This window comes from Sulfurihydrogenibium sp. YO3AOP1, from assembly GCF_000020325.1.
GTDB lineage: Bacteria > Aquificota > Aquificia > Aquificales > Hydrogenothermaceae > Sulfurihydrogenibium.
Map to the genome: position 1 here is coordinate 1,462,754 of NC_010730.1, position 17,983 is coordinate 1,480,736.

General features: G+C 31.9%; 14 protein-coding genes. 7 read left to right on the forward strand and 7 right to left on the reverse strand.

Annotation, left to right across the window (positions count from 1 at the left end; all coding sequences use genetic code 11):
* Positions 1 to 279 precede the first annotated feature (279 nt).
* From SYO3AOP1_RS07305 to SYO3AOP1_RS07335, 7 genes are all read left to right on the forward strand, one after another.
* A complete protein-coding gene (locus SYO3AOP1_RS07305; RefSeq protein ID WP_012460083.1) occupies positions 280 to 1,437 on the forward strand; it encodes a hypothetical protein in 1,158 nt (385 codons plus the stop codon).
* A gap of 75 nt (positions 1,438 to 1,512) precedes the next feature.
* Positions 1,513 to 3,309 (forward strand): hypothetical protein, encoded by a 1,797-nt coding sequence (locus SYO3AOP1_RS07310; protein WP_012460084.1) that lies wholly within the window; start codon positions 1,513 to 1,515, stop codon positions 3,307 to 3,309.
* A 10-nt stretch (positions 3,310 to 3,319) separates the two neighbouring features.
* Positions 3,320 to 4,405, forward strand: a complete 1,086-nt coding sequence (locus SYO3AOP1_RS07315) for a hypothetical protein (RefSeq protein ID WP_012460085.1) — start codon at positions 3,320 to 3,322, stop codon at positions 4,403 to 4,405.
* A 35-nt stretch (positions 4,406 to 4,440) separates the two neighbouring features.
* Positions 4,441 to 5,565, forward strand: coding sequence for a hypothetical protein (locus tag SYO3AOP1_RS07320; RefSeq protein WP_012460086.1), 1,125 nt, complete (start codon positions 4,441 to 4,443; stop codon positions 5,563 to 5,565).
* Positions 5,558 to 6,799: a hypothetical protein gene (locus tag SYO3AOP1_RS07325; protein WP_012460087.1), complete on the forward strand. Its 1,242-nt coding sequence runs from the start codon at positions 5,558 to 5,560 to the stop codon at positions 6,797 to 6,799. Before SYO3AOP1_RS07320 ends, SYO3AOP1_RS07325 begins: the two co-directional genes overlap by 8 nt.
* 345 nt (positions 6,800 to 7,144) lie before the next feature.
* Positions 7,145 to 8,842, forward strand: a complete 1,698-nt coding sequence (locus SYO3AOP1_RS07330) for a tetratricopeptide repeat protein (protein ID WP_281340654.1) — start codon at positions 7,145 to 7,147, stop codon at positions 8,840 to 8,842.
* Position 8,843: 1 nt separating this feature from the next.
* A complete protein-coding gene (locus SYO3AOP1_RS07335; protein WP_012460089.1) occupies positions 8,844 to 9,911 on the forward strand; it encodes a hypothetical protein in 1,068 nt (355 codons plus the stop codon).
* 690 nt (positions 9,912 to 10,601) lie between these two features.
* Here SYO3AOP1_RS07335 and nrdR read toward each other — a convergent pair.
* The 7 genes from nrdR to dnaJ all read right to left on the reverse strand — a co-directional run bounded on the left by nrdR (position 10,602) and on the right by dnaJ (position 17,905).
* A complete protein-coding gene (gene nrdR, locus SYO3AOP1_RS07340) occupies positions 10,602 to 11,057 on the reverse strand; it encodes a transcriptional regulator NrdR (RefSeq protein ID WP_012460090.1) in 456 nt (151 codons plus the stop codon).
* Positions 11,054 to 12,340 carry a glutamate-1-semialdehyde 2,1-aminomutase gene (gene hemL / locus SYO3AOP1_RS07345; protein ID WP_012460091.1) on the reverse strand — a complete coding sequence of 429 codons (1,287 nt, stop codon included), beginning with the start codon at positions 12,338 to 12,340 and terminating at the stop codon, positions 11,054 to 11,056. Before hemL ends, nrdR begins: the two co-directional genes overlap by 4 nt.
* Before the next feature lie 405 nt (positions 12,341 to 12,745).
* Positions 12,746 to 14,860 carry an NAD-dependent DNA ligase LigA gene (gene ligA, locus SYO3AOP1_RS07350; RefSeq protein ID WP_012460092.1) on the reverse strand — a complete coding sequence of 705 codons (2,115 nt, stop codon included), beginning with the start codon at positions 14,858 to 14,860 and terminating at the stop codon, positions 12,746 to 12,748.
* Positions 14,830 to 15,519: a deoxyribose-phosphate aldolase gene (gene deoC, locus SYO3AOP1_RS07355; protein WP_012460093.1), complete on the reverse strand. Its 690-nt coding sequence runs from the start codon at positions 15,517 to 15,519 to the stop codon at positions 14,830 to 14,832. The genes ligA and deoC overlap by 31 nt, the downstream gene beginning before the upstream one ends.
* Complete coding sequence (locus tag SYO3AOP1_RS07360) at positions 15,494 to 16,324, reverse strand: 50S ribosomal protein L11 methyltransferase (protein WP_012460094.1); 831 nt, start codon at positions 16,322 to 16,324, stop codon at positions 15,494 to 15,496. Before SYO3AOP1_RS07360 ends, deoC begins: the two co-directional genes overlap by 26 nt.
* Positions 16,321 to 16,743 (reverse strand): helix-turn-helix transcriptional regulator, encoded by a 423-nt coding sequence (locus SYO3AOP1_RS07365; protein ID WP_012460095.1) that lies wholly within the window; start codon positions 16,741 to 16,743, stop codon positions 16,321 to 16,323. Before SYO3AOP1_RS07365 ends, SYO3AOP1_RS07360 begins: the two co-directional genes overlap by 4 nt.
* Positions 16,744 to 16,765: 22 nt before the next feature.
* The gene (gene dnaJ, locus SYO3AOP1_RS07370) at positions 16,766 to 17,905 is read right to left on the reverse strand and encodes a molecular chaperone DnaJ (RefSeq protein WP_012460096.1); all 1,140 of its coding nucleotides are present in this window, start codon (positions 17,903 to 17,905) and stop codon (positions 16,766 to 16,768) included.
* Positions 17,906 to 17,983: the final 78 nt, after the last annotated feature.

Here is a 17,983-nt window from a genome sequence, read left to right on the forward strand (position 1 = left end):
ATTTGGTCCTATTTATCCCTGCAAAGCTATACAAACTGAAATTATTGCAGATAAAATAATTTCAATAGGAGATATTTTAAAAGTTAAAGGTATGACAAGATCAGGACCTTTTTATCATGTAGCAGGTATAAGGAAAGATATATTGGAAAAAATGAAAGTAGGGAAAACATACAAAGCAAGTTTATGTTTAGTTTATAAAAGGGAGTATTTTGGTTTTATACCTGATTATTATGTATATTTAGCTGATGTGGAAGAATAGAAAGATTTTGGAGGTTAAATATGGCTAAAGTATGTAGAGTTTTAATAGGAATTTTTCTAATATTTTTTTATTTCTCACCTGTAAATGCATTAGAAGAACCAAATGACTTTGCACAATCAGGATATGCAGACCCCGTAAATTGGTATAAAATTAGTGAGGCTGCACACTTTCTTGCAATTGATGACAGTGAAAGATTTTTAGCTTCGGTAGATGCTATTAGAAGCAAGATAAGAATATGGGACATACAAAGTGGGCGTCAAGTATCGATTATTATAACTAATCATTTTATAGAAGATATGTTCTTTATAAAAAATTCTTTATTAGTTATAAAACCGTATGATGAACCCATAGAAATATACAGTATTTTTGGTAAAAAGATAGAAACTCTTGAAACTTTAACTAAAATAAAGGTAGATGGAAGAATAAGAAAAATTTCAAACAATAGAATATACTTATTAGAAGGAGTTTTTGGGGATATAAGTAATCGTTTTGGGGGTATAAGTAATCGTGTGCGTATCATTAATTTAGAAAATGGCTCCGAGGTTAAACTCCCTGATTTTTCTTCAATAGATGATGAACTATACAACAAAATTGATTTACATTTATATGATCTTGGTTTATATATTGGTCACTTTAAAGGAATTAGTCGTAAGGATTTATCAGATCACGGTAAAGAAAAACTTTTGGTAATGTTATATGACAAAGAAACATTAAATCCCGTAACAGAATTCCAAATAGACGAGAGAGAATCATGGGATATTATTTGGGCAGCGATAGACATTAATAGAAAATATCTTTATTTAGATAAAGGGCAAAATTTGAGATTATTTGATATAAATACTGGCAAAAAAGTTTGTGATATTTTTCATAATAATATGGCTAATAAAGTGATTCTAAAAAACGGGGATATAGAGATTATTCATTCTGAACAAGACAAAAAAAACATATTTGCAAAACATTTTTATGTTTCGATATTCAATATCACGGATAATTGTTTAACTAAAGAGAAGAAATTTCACTTCGACCAAGCAACTTCATTATTAGTTACAAACGGTGGATTTATTATTGTAGGATATACTGATGGAAGCATAAAGATTCATAGTATTTCTGATGGAAGTGTAGTTAAAGAATTAATAGTTAAACCTGTTATTGATAGTTATCAATTAATGACTATGTAAGTAAACATCTATTTTTAATAGATAATTATGTATCTTAGCAGACGTAATAGAATAGAAAGCTTTTGGAGGTTTATTATGGTTAAAGTATATAAAGCTTTAATAGGAATTTTTCTAATATTTTTGTATTTTTCCCCTGTAAATGCATTAGAAAAGCCAGAAGTTTTTCTACCAGAAGAAAGTAGCAAATTGCTTTTAGATGAATTTTCTTTTGTTTCAGGAAAGTTTACAGATTACTTGATAGTTTATTCACCTGAGAACAACGGAATTTACTTTATATGGGATGTTACGAGTACTTATGTAGAGTCAATTCCTTCAGAGACATTAAAAAAAGATAATAAGATTTTAGAAAATTTTTTATTTTATCTCAAGGGATTGAACTATACAAAAAAGAAATTTGATAATAATTTAAACATAGATATAAGTAATGAACCTCAACATTCTAAGGATGGTAAATTAACTGCAAAAATTATTCCATACCAAGGAAAACAAATTATAAGCTTAGTAAGAACATCGGACAATAAAGAACTTGCAAAACTTTTTATTTTTAAAAACAGAGAGTGGATAATTCTTACACCAGCGGGTTATTACAATGCAAGCGATTTTGCAGGAAAATATCTGAACGTTAAAATTGGTGATAAAGTTTATAAAATGGATGACTTTGAAAAAGTTTTCTATCGTCCAGAAATTGTTGAAGCAGCTCTTGAAGGAAAATCTATATCAGAATTAAAGTTCCCGAATATAAAGTTGCCTGATATTAAGAATGAAACAAAATACAACATGATTGTAACAGAAGTTTTGTCTAATTTTCCTTTCGAAAAAGCAGGTGGCAAAATTTGGGATATTATTTATTCTTTAAATGGTAAGACTTTTTATGAATCAACTAATAAAGATTTGGCAAAAGAATTTAGTGAATATATAAAAAGCTTACCAGCAGGTTCTTATGAAATGACTCTCATAAGAGAAGGAAGAAAAATTACTACAACTATAAATCTTTCTAATATATCATCTACACCAAGGTTAGGAATTACTATTTTAACTATTGAAAACAATCCTCAATTTTATTTTTTAGAAGCTTTAAAAAATGTGTCATCAAGGGAAGACTTGAAAAATGTTGCACAATTGCTTGAAATAGCCAAAGCATTATCTCCAGAATGGGCTGATATTTATTATAACTTGGGATTAGTTTATGAGGAACTAAGTTACTACGATAAAGCTGCAGAGAATTTTTCTAAATATGTAGATTTTGTAAAAGACAAGAATTCTGTAGAAGCTAAAAATATGACTTTTAGAATTGAGGAGAATAGAAAGAAATATGAGAAATTGGAATATATAAAGAAAAGAATGGTAGAAGTAATGGGAGAAAAGCAAGATTATGATGAAGTTATATATTATAAGTATGGAAATATAAGATTTAAATACGACAAATCAAATCAAATAGTAATGATAAATCCTGCTTTTATTGAACAAGAATTTCTTAAAAAGAATTTTGAAAGAACATGGGTATGGTGGGATATAAATTCAAAACGACTTCCTTTTTTCCCTGTTAAATTTGATGGCAAATATTTTGAAGTTAGATATTTTGGTGTTTTTCCAGACATAATGTCAAACAACCTGGAAATTTCTCTATTTTTAATAAAGGGCGAAATAAATATGGATACTTCTACGGTCAAAATATCAAAGTTTAGGCACGATATTTATGGATATAGTCGAGACAATGTTGAAGAAGTATTTAGGCAAGCAAATAATATGATATCAACTTTCAAGTTTGATGAAATTGAAGATTCTAAGTATGAGTTTTTAATAGGCACAGAAAAGCCTATAGAAAGGCATCTTATATGGCGTAATCCGATAAAGGTTTATAAAATTGAATAGGAGGACAACTATGTTAAAAAGTAAATATTTACATACTTTTTTGTTGTTTTTAGGTTTCTTATACTTCTCACCTATTCCATCCTATGCTTATTGGGAAATTGACCAATCTGAATTTAATAGCTTTTTATGTAGATATGAGCCAAGAGCTTGTAATGCTCCATCAAGAACTGGCAGATTTGCAACTTATCAAGAATGCGAAATTGCTCGAAGGAGTGCATTACCAAATGATGTGCACTGGCAGAATAAAACAAGATGTGTAGGCTACGATGAACAATCAAGCTCTTATACTCCATCTCAACAGCCTGATTTCCAGCAACAGCAAGAAGAAGAATTAAGACAGCAACGAGAACGTCTAAAGTTAGAACAACAAAAAGCTCAACAAGAAAAAGAAAGATTCATAAAAGAATTAAAACACAAACAAGCAGAAGAAATTTTAAAATATGAATTACTATCAAACTACATGAAAATATCATCCCCACCAATGTCACACTCTCAAAAAGAGGAATACAGAAAGATTTTAAAGCAAGCAAACTGCATAGCCTATAACTCAATTCAAGCTGCAGAATTAGCATTAAAAGGAAATTTTGAAATATCTAAAAATATACTAACTAACTTAGAGATAATGACAGATAAAGCTAAAGCAGGATTTGATGATAAGACTTCAATTGATTGTCCTGGAAATATAGAATTTAATATTCCAGAGCCAAAAATGTCTATTGACCAAGATCCTATTTATAATAGTTATCAAGAAATAACTCAATCAGTATCAAATTTAATTCTTGAAATACAAGCAAATAATGAAGAATCAAAAATAATTCAAGACAAGAAGCAAAGACTTCAAAAGGAAATGGAACAGCTGAAAAATGAATTAAAAGATTTGCAAAAGAAAATTAAAACAACCAAGAATCCAGAGAAAAAAGAAGATTACGAACTTCTTGAAGAAGAAGCTAAAATTTTACTCCAACGAGCAGAACGAAATTATCAAATTGCCTTGAAAAACGAAGAGAGATTATCAAAAGAAAAGCTGGAAATCGAAAATAAATTAAATGATTTAGAAAAGGGATTAATAGGAAAGAAAGAAGAAATAAACAAATAATTTTACTATTAGATTGAAAAATTGGAGTTTAAAAAATGATTAAAAAACTTTTTACATTCCAAATTATATTTGTTGCTCTCTTGATATTTTCCTCAAAAGTTTTGGCACAAAATGTTTGTGACGTAAGCATAACTGAACTGAAGAAAAAACTTATTGATTTACAAAAAGATCAAGAAGAAGCAGAAAGAGGAATAATAGAAAGCGACAGGATTCTTATGAAAGCTCAGGAAATTATTCTGCTTGCAAGAGCCAATGGAGATGTAAAAGCTGGTCAAATAGCTGAAGATACAGCAAGAAAGGCAGAACAGGCAAAGAATATACATCTAAAAAATAAACAAAAAGCAGAAGAAGAAATTGAGATTATTAAACGTTATATTGATATTGCTCAACAAAATAATTTTCAATGTATGTCAGATGTATGTAATAAGTTTAGAGAACAGATTGCACGTGATAAGGAAGCTTTGAAAAGGCTTTTAAAAGAGGCGGAAACATTAAGTAAAAGACAAAACGAACGTTTAGAAGAAATTAAAGAGGAAAAGAAAGACTTTGCTTTAGATATTATTCCGACATTTGGAGAAATTTCAGTAAATCTTCATCAGGTTTATGGAAAAATTTTGAAATTAAAACGTTTGAAAGAGAAAGATCCTGCAAAATACAAGGAGATTTTAAATAGTCTTGATAAATTAAGTAATTATTATAAGGAGGCACAAAAGCATGCTGGTTTATTGGACGAGGGAACCAAGCTTTTTAAAGTAGAGATGCTCTATGAGAATTTTATAGAAATTAAAGAAAATTGCGAATCTGCAGAAGAAGAATTAGAAAAATTGAAGCAGTTATTAAAAGAAACAGTAGACTTTTTAATAGATTATGAAATCGATAGAGCGATTGATAATTTGGATAAACTTGATAAAAAATTAGGTTATAGATTAGCAAAAGCTGGTCCTATAATAAGTACTCTTAAGTCAATAAGCGATGTATCATATCACATCATTAAAATAGATTTTTTAGATGAAGAGGTTAACAGAGACTATAAACTTACGGATGATTTACTTAAATCATATGAAAGATTAAAAGACCAGTTAGATAAAGACATGAAAAAACTCAAAGAGTGTGAAAATTATTCTAAAAAACTCTCAGAAAAGGAGGAGAGTAATGAATAAAAAAATAACATACTCCGGAATATTACTTTTCTTAATAGCAATTTTAGTTTCACCATCCTTTTCACAAAGTATTCCAGAACCTAGACCAGTATGTGAGGGAAGTCAACTGTCAGATGGAACATATATACCTAAGGGCGAAGTAAGAGAAGTTATTATAAATGGAGTAAGATATAGATGCGTTGGCTGTGGTGGATGTACTCCAATAAGTAGTAATTCTACGGGAGGCACATCTAGCTATGCACCCTCTCCCAGTCTTAGTCCCTCCCAGCAGATGCAACTTCAAATGTTTCAAGGAATTATGGCTCCATTGTTTGGAGCCTTAGGACAAATGATACACGATAGTATGATGAATCTTATGATGCCAGAACCTGATACTTCTTATCAACAACGTCAGCAGCAAGAGGTATTAAGAAAACAGCAAGAAGAAGCCAAAAAGAAAGCCTATGAAGCATGGCAAAGATATATGAAAGAAGCAGAAGAGCAGGCGAGAAAAGAGGAAGAGGCAAGAAGAAGGGCAGGACAAGATATCCTTTCTCAAGTTAGAATTGGAAGTGGACAGTTTGGAAGTTATACTATAATTGGTCCAAGAGTATCAGAAAGAGAGACTTTATCACGAATTGATTGGGATAACCCAAGACCCCAATCATCCTCTGAAACAAAAACTCAAGAGTTAGCAAAGGAGCAATTATTAAGAACTGCTTATTTTTCCAAGATGGCAGAGACATTTTTGCAATCAGGAGACCTTGAGGCAGCTCGCTTTTATGCAGAACTTGCATTTGAAGGAGATGCTGGTTCTCCAAGGCACATCAATTATAATCCTCCTAAAGAACTGCTTGATGCGATGGATAGTAAAAAAGTGATTGAGTTAAACGATAAACTCACTAAAATGGCTAAATTTTACAAATTGGCTATGCCGAATTTTGAAGCACTTCAAAAAATTTACATAGAGCTTGAAGATATTAAAGCAAAAAAAGAAGAATCGAAAAAGAAAATTGAAGAATTAGAAAAACAGATTAAAGAATTAGAAGCAAAGAAACAGGCTGAAACAAAACCAGACCAAGAAATTCCCTCAGAAACTGAAAATCTTCTTGCCCAGGCTCTTAACTTAAAACAAAAAGCAGAGCAGGAATATCAAGAGGCATTGAAGAATGAAGAAAAATTTTTGAAGGAAAAGAAGGAAATTGAAAACAAGTTAAATGAGTTAAAAAAAGATTTGATAGAAATAAAAAAATGACATAAAATTAGTAAAAAAGCTAAGGGAGGTTATCCAATGAAATCTATTATTAAAATTGTAATTGTAGTATTAGCATTATCTCTATTTAGTTGTACAGAAACCTTAGAAATATCAAAAAATGCTGAGCGATATTTTTCTTCTGGTCAATTAAATGAAGCGATAAACGAATATAAAAAACTTGGTGATAATACTGCAGCGCTTTTTCTTATAGGTGTAGCATATTATATGCAAGATAGATATCAAGAATCCATTTCTTATATGAACAAAGTTATTGATTTATGTTCGGAAGGTAAACCATGCCCTTTGACTGTTGATATGATAGGATTTTGGTCTGGAAAAGCACATTTGGCAATAAAAGATTATGATAAAGCAATACATTTACTAGAGATCGCAGCAAAAGAGTCAAAAGAAAATCCAAGTGAACCTCTTTGGCAAGGTTTCTATTCGAGATTTGTTCCTAAAAAAAGTGAGGCTCTTTCATTGCTTGGCAGTGCTTATTATTTGAAAGGAGAATATCAAAAAGCAGTTGAAGCTTTAAATGAATCAATAAAATTAGATCCCAATCTTTCCGATCCATTTTTCTTCCTTGCGATGTCCTATGGAAAATTAAAAGAATATGGTAAGGCGGTTGAAGCTGCAAAAAGAGCAATCGAGCTTGACCCTAAAGCCCCTACTTATTATGCAGTTTTAGGCCTTATATATAAAGACCAGAAGAAATATAAAGAAGCTGAAGAGAATCTTAAAAAGTCTATAGAATTAGATCCAAAGTCCATTGTTTCTTATCTAAAACTGGCAGACCTCTATTATGAAAAAGAATCTTATAAAGAAGCTGTAAATACCCTTACAAAGGTATTAGAAATTAATCCATCAAACATGGAAGCTAATTATTCGCTAATATATACCTATATGGCTATGGGACAATTTGATAAGGCAATAGAAAGTGCAAACAAAGCAATTAAACATAATACGATAACTGAAGCCGGCATAAGGATAAAAAAAGCAGAAGGAGATTACCCTGTTGTTGAAATGGTATCTGAAGACAGTCCAGCAAAGATGGCTGGTATAGAGATAGGAGATAAAATCATCAGAGTTAATAATCAATCAACAGAGAAATTAAAACTTGAAGATGTAATTAATCTATTGCGTGGTGAAGAAGGAACTCGGGTTACATTAATCATAAAAAGAGGTGATAAAGAATTTGAAAAAACAATTACAAGAAAAACAATGATTGACAAAATAGTATCTGTATTTTTTGCCGAGAGGAGTCTTTGCTATAGAGAGAAAGGTAATCTTGATCAGGCTATGAAAGACGCAGAAAAGGCATACTCATTTAATTTAAATTTAGATAATATAAAAGAAGCTCTTGGTGCTGTTTATATTGATAAAGGAAAGTATGATGAAGCCATAAATATCCTTTCTTCTACAGATAAGGATAATAATTTTTCCAAGTTATTGCTTGCAACAGCCTATGCCAAGGCTGGTAAATTTAATGAAGCTGTAAGTGTTTATAAGAATATCCCTGAAGATTATTTAATAACCAAATCAGTTTTAAGAAATAATGCAATAAACACTCTTTATAACGCATTAAAGCCTTACAAAGATAATTTGATGCAAAGCATTAAGGCTCTTGAAGCAAAAGGTCAATATAAAGAGGCAATTAAAGAGTATGCAAACCTTTTAAGGATATCTGATGAGAAAGAAGCAAAAGAAATAAGAACTCATATTGCAGAACTTATGATTAAATATCCACATCTTTTTGCTTTACCAGAAGAAGCAAGAAGATCTGTAATAAAAGCAGAAGCATTTACAGAAGAAGGGAAATTTGAAAAAGCGATTGAAGAATATCAAAAAGCTTTAGAATTATCACCTTTTTATCCTAATCTTTATAAGGCGCTGGCATTAAGTTATGGCCAGATTAAAGACTACAAAAAAGCAATTAAGAATATGAATATTTACCTTGAACTCTACCCCGATGCTCCTGATATTAGGGCAGCCAAAGATCAGATTTATAAATGGGAATTTATGATGGAAAAAGGAGAATAATATGAAAATAATGCTATCAATATTAGCTTTATTCTTAATTTTACCTAATTTATCATCAGCCCAGAGTCTTACTTCAGGAGATAAACTCTGGCTCAGTACATATTTTGATCTTCAAAATGAAAAAATGAAAGTAGAGGAAAGAATTAAGGAAATTGATTTAAAGATAGCTCAAAACGAACAAGAGATATGGCAAATAAATGAATTACTTGCAAAGATACAAGGAACATTGATTATGGGCACAGAAAAACAAAAAGAAGATGCTCAAAAGGCAAAACCTGTAGCGGAAAAGGCCTTGATGCAGGCAAAAGAGACTCAAAAGAAGCTAAAAGATCAGAAAATGGAATATGAATGGCTTATGTCAAGATTAAATGAAGAGGAAAGATCACTTAAGGATTCATATTCAAAAATGGAATCTAATAATAATGTTGCTGGTTTGGTAAAGGAATGTTCAGGTACAGTAAGGATTATGAATTTGCGAACCAAAAAACTAGAGGATGCTTGCCATTCTTTTATGCCAATAAATGATGGAGATAAAATAACAACTTCTTCTGATGGACGAATAGAATTAAAAATTTTAGATGGGCGAGGAAACTTCATTGTAGGTCCAAATTCTGAGGTCATAGTGAAAAAGAAGTCAGCGGATGAGGAGGGAGTTGAGTTTATCCAAGGTAAGGTCTATACAAAAGTTGATAAATCGGATGAATATTTACAAAAGGTTAAGGACTATATAGAGAGATACAAAGAAGATTTAAAAACAATAAAAGGATGGACGGAAGAGAAATTAAAAAAATTCGGTATTGAAATGTGTATCTTACTTTGGGGTCATAGCCATTGTCATTCTCGTCCTGAATGGGTCATTGGTATCCGTGGAACAGAATTTACTATTGAAAGGGAAGGTGCAAATACTGTAAAAATTTCTGTGAAAGAAGGAATTGTAGAAGTTACTCATAACGTTAACAATAGTAAAAACGAGTCTTATGAAATACCGGAAGGATATGAAGCCATAATTACAGGAGAAACTTTAACTAAAAGAAAAATAGAAAAACTTGAAAAGTGGTGGGAAAAATAAATAATCATAAGACTTGCATATTTTTATTTTTGATATACTTTTACCGTTCCTGGGTTTCTAATATAATGCATTCCCAAAATGTAGCCAAAAAATTGAAAAATTTTATTCCATGAATGGTAAACCGTTTAACAAAAAGCATTATATTCACGTTGGTACAATATTTCACACAATGGTAATTGAACAGGTTTTGCGAACTAATTATTGACTAAAAAATTAACAGGGTTCCATCTGGATCGTGTGGGTTAGAAAGCAGTGATAATTTTTTCCTCGATGGAGATGAATCGTTCCATCTGAACCGTGTGGAGAAATGGAGTTCTATAAAGAAACTCCCATTATATCTAAATTACACATCATTTCTCTAATCTAATATCTTCTCAATATAATATAAGTTATATTAAAGGGGTAAAAACAAATCAAAGAGAAGATAAAATAGAAAGGTTAAAAAAATAATCCCTAAAGATAAATTTAAGAACCAGAGATTAAGATTGCTTTAGAATATAAGAAAGAGAGCTATTTATAGTTACAGATAATTTAGTCAACTTCCATATCTTGGGGTGAGAAATTAATGATTTTTATATAATTCAAAAAAGAGATCCTTCAGCCTTATGGTCTCAGGATGACAGAGAAAGGTAAACTTACAAAAATTTTTGCAGCACTTTCATTTCAATTTTAAAAATTAACCTTTTGTATCTAAATTTTTTTTTCAAAGCTTTTTATAAATTCTTCAAAATCTTTAATGTCTTCAAATCCATCAAATACAGATACAAATCTAAGATAAGATACAGGGTCTAACTCTTTGAGTCTGTTTTTAACTAAGTCTCCAATTTCTGCAGAACTAACTTTTAATTTTCCTTCATCAAGAAGATATTTTTCTATGTCGTCTGCTATCTGCTTGATCTGCTCTTGCGTAATTGGTCTGTTTTTGGATGCAAGCAGTATTCCTCTGATAATTTTTTCTTTATTAAATGGTTCTACTGTATTATTTTTCTTGATAACTTCTATATGCTCTTCTTCAATTCTTTCGTAGGTTGTAAATCTGTATCCACAGTTTAAACATTCTCTTCTTCTTTTTATAACAACGCCTTCTTTTGATTGTCTTGTTTCTAAAACCTTATCATTGAGACTTCCGCATTTAGGACACTTCATGATAGTTGCTTAAAGCACTCATAAGCTTTATTTAATGTATCTTCTAAATCTCTTTGACTATGTGCTGTGCTTAAAAAAAAGGCTTCAAATTGTGATGCAGGTAAGTATATTCCTTTTTCAAGCATACAACGGAAGAATTTTGCAAACTTTTTCGTGTCGGAGGTTTTAGCCGTCGCAAAGTCTACAACTTCTTTATCTGTGAAGAATACGGTTATCATAGATCCAACCCTGTTAACTACAACCGGGACTCCTGTTTCCTGGGAGATTTTTTTAAATCCTTCTTCCAAAAATCTTCCTTTTTCATTAAGCTCTTGGTATGGATTTAGTTGTTTTAAAAGCTGAAGCTGTGTTAAACCTGCAGCCATTGCTAATGGGTTTCCAGACAGTGTTCCAGCTTGATATACAGGTCCAACCGGTGCTACGTACTCCATAATTTCTCCTTTTCCACCGTAAGCACCAACAGGCAACCCACCACCTATTACTTTTCCAAAAGTTGTTAAATCCGGTTCTATATCGTAAAGTTCCTGAGCTCCCCCATATGAGAGTCTAAATCCTGTCATAACTTCATCAAAAATAAGTAAAGCCCCGTATTTTCTTGTAATTTCTCTCAGTTTTTGATGGTATTCTTTAGATGGAGCTACAACCCCCATATTTCCAGCTACTGGTTCAATGATTACACAAGCAATATCGTCTCCATATTTTTCAAATGCTTCTTCAACGGCTTCTATATTATTGTATGGTAAAACTATTGTTAAACTTGCTAATTCTTCCGGTATTCCGGGAGTTCCTGGTATTCCAAGAGTTGCCACCCCTGAGCCGGCAGAAACTAATAAACTATCTCCATGTCCATGATAACATCCATCAAATTTTATTATTTTCTTTCTTTTTGTGTAGCCTCTTGCAAGTCTGATTGCACTCATCGTAGCTTCTGTTCCTGAGTTTACAAATCTTACCATCTCGACAGATTTAACAGCATCTATTACAGCTTTAGCCATCTCTACTTCAAGTTCAGTTGGTGCTCCAAAGCTTGTTCCATAGTTAGAAATCTGTTTTATTGCGTTTATAACCTGGTCGTGAGCATGCCCTAAAATCAACGGCCCCCAAGACAAAACATAATCTATATATTCATTGTCATCAACATCCCAAATTCTGCATCCCTTTCCTTTTTTTATGAAAATCGGGTCTGCTTCAACAGCTTTAAAAGCTCTAACTGGAGAATTTACACCACCAACCAAGTATTTTTGTGCTTCTTGAAAAAGTTCTTTAGATTTTTGATTGTTCATCAAATCCTCCAATTGGAAAAAGTTAGTAAATATTATAGCTTAAGATTGATTTTATGCTGATTCTAAACTTAAAATTATACCTTGGAATGAGAAAATAGTAATTAATTTTTATAGAATTTAAATACATCTTGGGGGGTGAGAAATTAGCGGTTTTTATAAAATTTAAAAAATGAGATCCTTCGGGCTAAAGCCCTCAGGATGACAAAAACAATACAATAATGTCATTCTGAGCGTCAGCGAAGAATCTCAGTCCTTTTACCTCTCACTTACTCATTGTATTGGCAATTCATGAATTGCCTCTACTCATTTTCTCGCTCTTTTAAAGAGGAGATCGTTTGACCTTACGGCCTTAGGATGATGGACAAAACAAACATGATGAAATTTTTACAACACTCTCAGCTTCATCTACTCAGTGTTTTCACCACCAATTAGCTTTAAAAACTCTTCTTCATTTATAATCTTCACTGTTCCAAGCTTTTGAGCTTTTTGTAATTTACTTCCTGGTTCTTCTCCAACTACTAAGTAATGTACTTTTTTAGAAACTGTATCTAAAACATTTCCTCCAAGACTTTCTACTATCTCTTTAGCTTTTTCTCTGCTACAACATTTTAAAGTTCCTGTAAATACAAAGTTTAAACCTGCAAGCTTACCTTTTTTCTCTTCTTCTTCATGACAGGTTTTTACTCTAAGCTCCCTTAACTCTTCTATCATCTTTAGATTTTCCTGGTTGTGGAAAAAATTATAAATCTCCGAAGCAACTTTATAGCCAATATCCGGGAGTTTCATTAAATCTGTGATTGTAAAATTCTTTAAATCATCAATACATCTCACAGCCGATGCTAAGGTTTTAGCTGTTACTTCTCCAACGTATCTTATACCAAGACCGTAAATCAACCTGTAAAGTGGTCTTTTTTTGCTTTCTTCAATAGCATTTTTCAAGTTCTCTACTGACTTTGGACCAAATCCGGGTATATTCTTAATCAAATTATAGTCAAGTCTGTAAATATCCGGAATTGTTCTTACAAGCTTTAAATTATAAAATTTTCTGATTGTGGCTTCCGATAAACCTTTTATGTCCATTGCATCCTTAGATGCAAAATGTATTAATCTTTCAATTACTTGAGCAGGACAGTTAATATTTACACAACGGTATACAGCTTCACCCGGTGGTTTAACAATTGGAGAGCCGCAAGATGGACATGTTTTTGGAAATTCTATCGGTTTTTCATTTCCTGTTCTTGCTTCCTTAATAACCATTACAACATAAGGGATAACATCTCCAGCCCTTTCTACTAAAACCGTGTCCCCAATTCTAATATCTTTTTCTCTAATAAAATCTTCATTTATCAGAGAAACAGAAGAAACAATAACACCACCTATTTCCACCGGCTCTAATTTTGCTACCGGAGTAATTGCCCCTGTTCTGCCAACCTGGAAAACAACGTTTATTATTTTTGTCGTTGCCTGTCTTGCTTTAAATTTAAATGCTATAGCCCATCTTGGATGGTGAGATGTAAAACCAAGTTTATCGTAAAGTGATATATCGTTTACTTTTATAACCATTCCGTCTATTTCGTAAGGATAGGCATCTCTCTTTCTTTGCCACTCTTCACAGTACTGGATAACTTCTTCTATTCCAATGCAAACTTTCATGACCGGATAAGGGGTTTTAAAGCCAAGTTCATGAAGCATTTTTATATTATCTGAATGTTTCTTTAAAACTGTTCCAAGTAAATTTTTACCATCTTTTTCTGCATAAGTTATTTGGTAAACAAAGGCTTCTAAGTTTCTTTTTGCAACTTCGCTTGGGTCTTGAAGTCTAATGGAACCTGCAGCAGCGTTTCTTGGATTTGCAAAAAGTGGTAGTCCTTCCTCTAATCTTTCTTCATTCATTTTTTTAAATAGGTCTTTTCTTATTAAAACTTCACCTCTAATTTCAACTTTATCAATTCCATATTGAGAAAATTTAGCAGATAATGGAATGGTTTTGATTACTTTAAGGTTATTTGTTATCTCTTCTCCAACTTCACCATCTCCTCTTGTTGCACCTCTAACAAATAAATCTTTTTCGTATATTAAAGAAATTCCTGCACCGTCAAATTTTGGCTCCACTGAATATTCAACTTTATCAAGTCCGGTAAGCTCCCTAACTCTTCTGTCAAAATCTCTCAGGTCTGCCTCATTGTAGGAGTTATCAAGAGAAAGCATTGGTGTAAGATGTTTTACCTGTGGAAAAACTTTCGTTATCTCTGATGGAACTCTTTGAGTAGGGGAGTCTGGCGTTATTAATTCTGGATATTTACCTTCAATATCTTTAAGCAGTTTAAAAAGTTTATCGTATTCATAGTCTGAAATTACAGGCTGAGCTAAAACGTAGTATCTCCAATCATGAAATCTTATAACTTCTCTTAGATCTTCTACTATTTTTTTAGCTTCTTCTTTTGTTAACTTTTTTGCATCCAGTTTTAAAAATTCATAGGTAAGTTTTATTAACTCTTTTTGTCTTTCGTCAGTATACATTTTTGAGCCTCCTCTACTATTTTTGCTCCGCTGCTTGTTCCTATCCTATCGGCTCCCGCTTGCAAAAATTTTATAGCTGTCTCTAAATCTCTAATACCACCGGAAGCTTTAATTTTTATTATATCTTTACTTAGATTTTTCCATAGAATTATGTCTTCAACATTAGCACCGGTAGGAGCGAATCCTGTGCTTGTTTTAATAAAGTCAGCTCCCGACTCTATAACTAATTCTAAGGCTTTTATCTTTTCTTCATTAGTTAAATATGCAGTTTCTACAATAATTTTTGTTATTGCCGGCTTTGTTTCTTTTACAATATTTTTAAGCTCGCTTAAAACATAATCAAAATCTTTTGATTTAAATGCTGAGATATTCCAAACTATATCAAGCTCTGCTGCTCCATCTTCAAAAGCTTTTAAGGCTTCTTTTAATTTGATTTCATGACTGCTTAGCCCAAAAGGAAAAGAGATAACACTGCAAACTTTAACTTGAGATTCTTTGAGAATTTCTCGGCAAACTTTTACATGGGAAGGGTTTACGCACAATGATGCAAAATTGTATTTTAAAGCTTCTTCACATTGATTGATTATATCTTGATATGTTAGGTTTGGCTTTAATGCAGATTGGTCTATGTATTTATTTATGTTTGATAACAAATCCATACCATAAGTCATCCGGTTTTCCGATTTCTGGTTTTGATTGTACTTCTATTATATCTAAATTGTTATTTTGGCACATCTTTATTATCTTTTCTTTCTCATCTTTAAAAATTCCTGAAATAAGCCAGTATTTTTTAAATTTATCCTTTAAGTCTTTGAAATATTTATCAAAAATTTCCATTTGCAGGTTTGATAAAACTACATCGTAGGTCTTTGAAATGTCTTCTATACTTCCTTGCCAGCAATTTATAGAAACTCCATTTTCCCAAGCATTTATTTTACACTCTTCAACTGCTTCTCTTTCTATATCTATTGCGTCAACCTCTGCACCAAATTTAGCTGCTGCTATGGATAAAATTCCGGTTCCACATCCCACGTCAATTACTTTATCTCCTTGTGAAACATACTTAGGAATTAAAGAAAGCATTATTTGAGTTGAAGGGTGAAGTCCTGTTCCAAAAGCCATGGCAATTTTTAATCTTATAGGAATTAAATCTTTTCCTTCGTATATTTCCCATTCTGGCAAGATAATAAAAGGTGGTATTTCAATCGGTTTAAAATTTTCTTTCCAGACTTCTTCCCAGTTTTCTTCTTTTATATCTTCTTCTAATACTATTTTTCCGGCTCCTAAATCTTCAAAAATATTGTTTATCATAGATTTTATCTCTTCATAGGTTGAATCTTCGGAGTATATCGCAAAATAAACTTCTTTTTCATTTTTGTTTAATATCTCTACACCATAGCCATTTAATTCTACTAAAAAGACCTCAAATAAATCCGACGGTATTTCACAAACGAATTTTTTCATTTTTCATCCTTTTTTTTGTATTTTTTATAAATATACTCTTCGACTTTTACAATTTCCACTTTTGGTATATGCACCAATGCTTCATTTTGTTTTTCTACATCTGAGCTGTATCTTGTTTTTATCTCTTCTTTTAAGTAATTAAGTAAAAAATCTATCTGTTTTTGAAGTTCTTCTATTTGGTTTTTCATCTGTAAAATCGCATCTACGCCGGCAAGGTTAACTCCAAGCTCTCTAGTTAAAAATAGAATAAACTCCAATCTTTCTAAATCTTTTTCTGAATACATTCTTGTTTTTCCTTTTGTTCTTGACGGTACAAGCAAACCTTCCCTCTCGTACAATCTTAGTGTTTGCGGATGTATATTATACATCTTTGCTACTGTTCCTATCATAAACAACGGCTCTTCTTTTCTTGTCTTCATGGCTTCCACCTCTTAATAAAAGTTATAATTTTTGATAAAAACGTTGATTTATTTTTTGGTCTTTTCCCAAAAAATCTATACATTTTTGACTATCTTTTGATAATTCTTCTATCTTTGGAATAATAACATTGAACTGTAAAATCAGGTCACCATAACCTGATTGTTTAAGCCTTGGCATACCCTTTCCTTGTATTCTTAACGTATCTCCAGGCTGTGTTCCGGAAGGTACTTTAACCTTTTCTGTTTTACCATTGATTAGCGGTATTTCTAACTCTGTACCTGCTATTGCTTCAGCAACGGCTAAATTAACATTCAGATAAAGATTATCTCCTCTTCTTTCAAAAAGAGGATGTGGTTTAACATTAACTACTACCCATAAATCCCCAGGAATTCCGCCAAATCTTCCACTGTGTCCTTTTCCCGGTATTCTTAATTTACTACCATTATCTACTCCCGGTGGAACTCTAACCTTAACTTTTTCTTTTTTGATAACAAGTCCTCTTCCATTACATACCGGACAAGGCTCTTGCAATACTCCTGTTCCGCCACAAGTTGGACAGGTTTGAGATATTCTCATAAATCCACCAAGACTTTGATATATTTCTCCGATTCCACCACAGGTTGGACATGTTTTTACATCTGAACCGGCTTTAACGCCAGTCCCACCGCATGCTTCACAAATTACATAACGTGGCACTTCAAGCTCTATAGTTGTACCGTTGTAAGCATCTTCTAAGGATATTGTTATAGTCTGATAAATATCAGCTCCATCTTCTCTTTGCTGATAAGCTTTTCTTCTACCTTGCGAAGAAGCTCTTCTTCCACCACCGCCAAAGAATCCAAAAATATCATCTAAATCTCTGAAAATATCTTCTAAATTAACGCCACTTCTTGCACCAAAACCTGCAAAATCTTCATAATTTACCCCGCCTCCACTTAAACCTGCATGACCAAACTGGTCGTATATCTTTCTTTTCTCAGGGTCTGAAAGTACTTGATATGCTTCGTTTATTTCTTTAAATTTCTCTTCTGCTTCAGGATTGTTTGGGTTTAAATCCGGATGATATTTTCTTGCTAATTTTCTATAAGCTTTCTTTATTTCATCTTGAGTTGCATTTCTACTTACACCTAAGACTTCATAATAATCTCTTTTTTGCTCCATTGGAAACCTCTTTTTAAATTATTGATAAATAATAATATAATGTTTAGTGTGTTATTGTCAAGTTGATTAATATTTGAA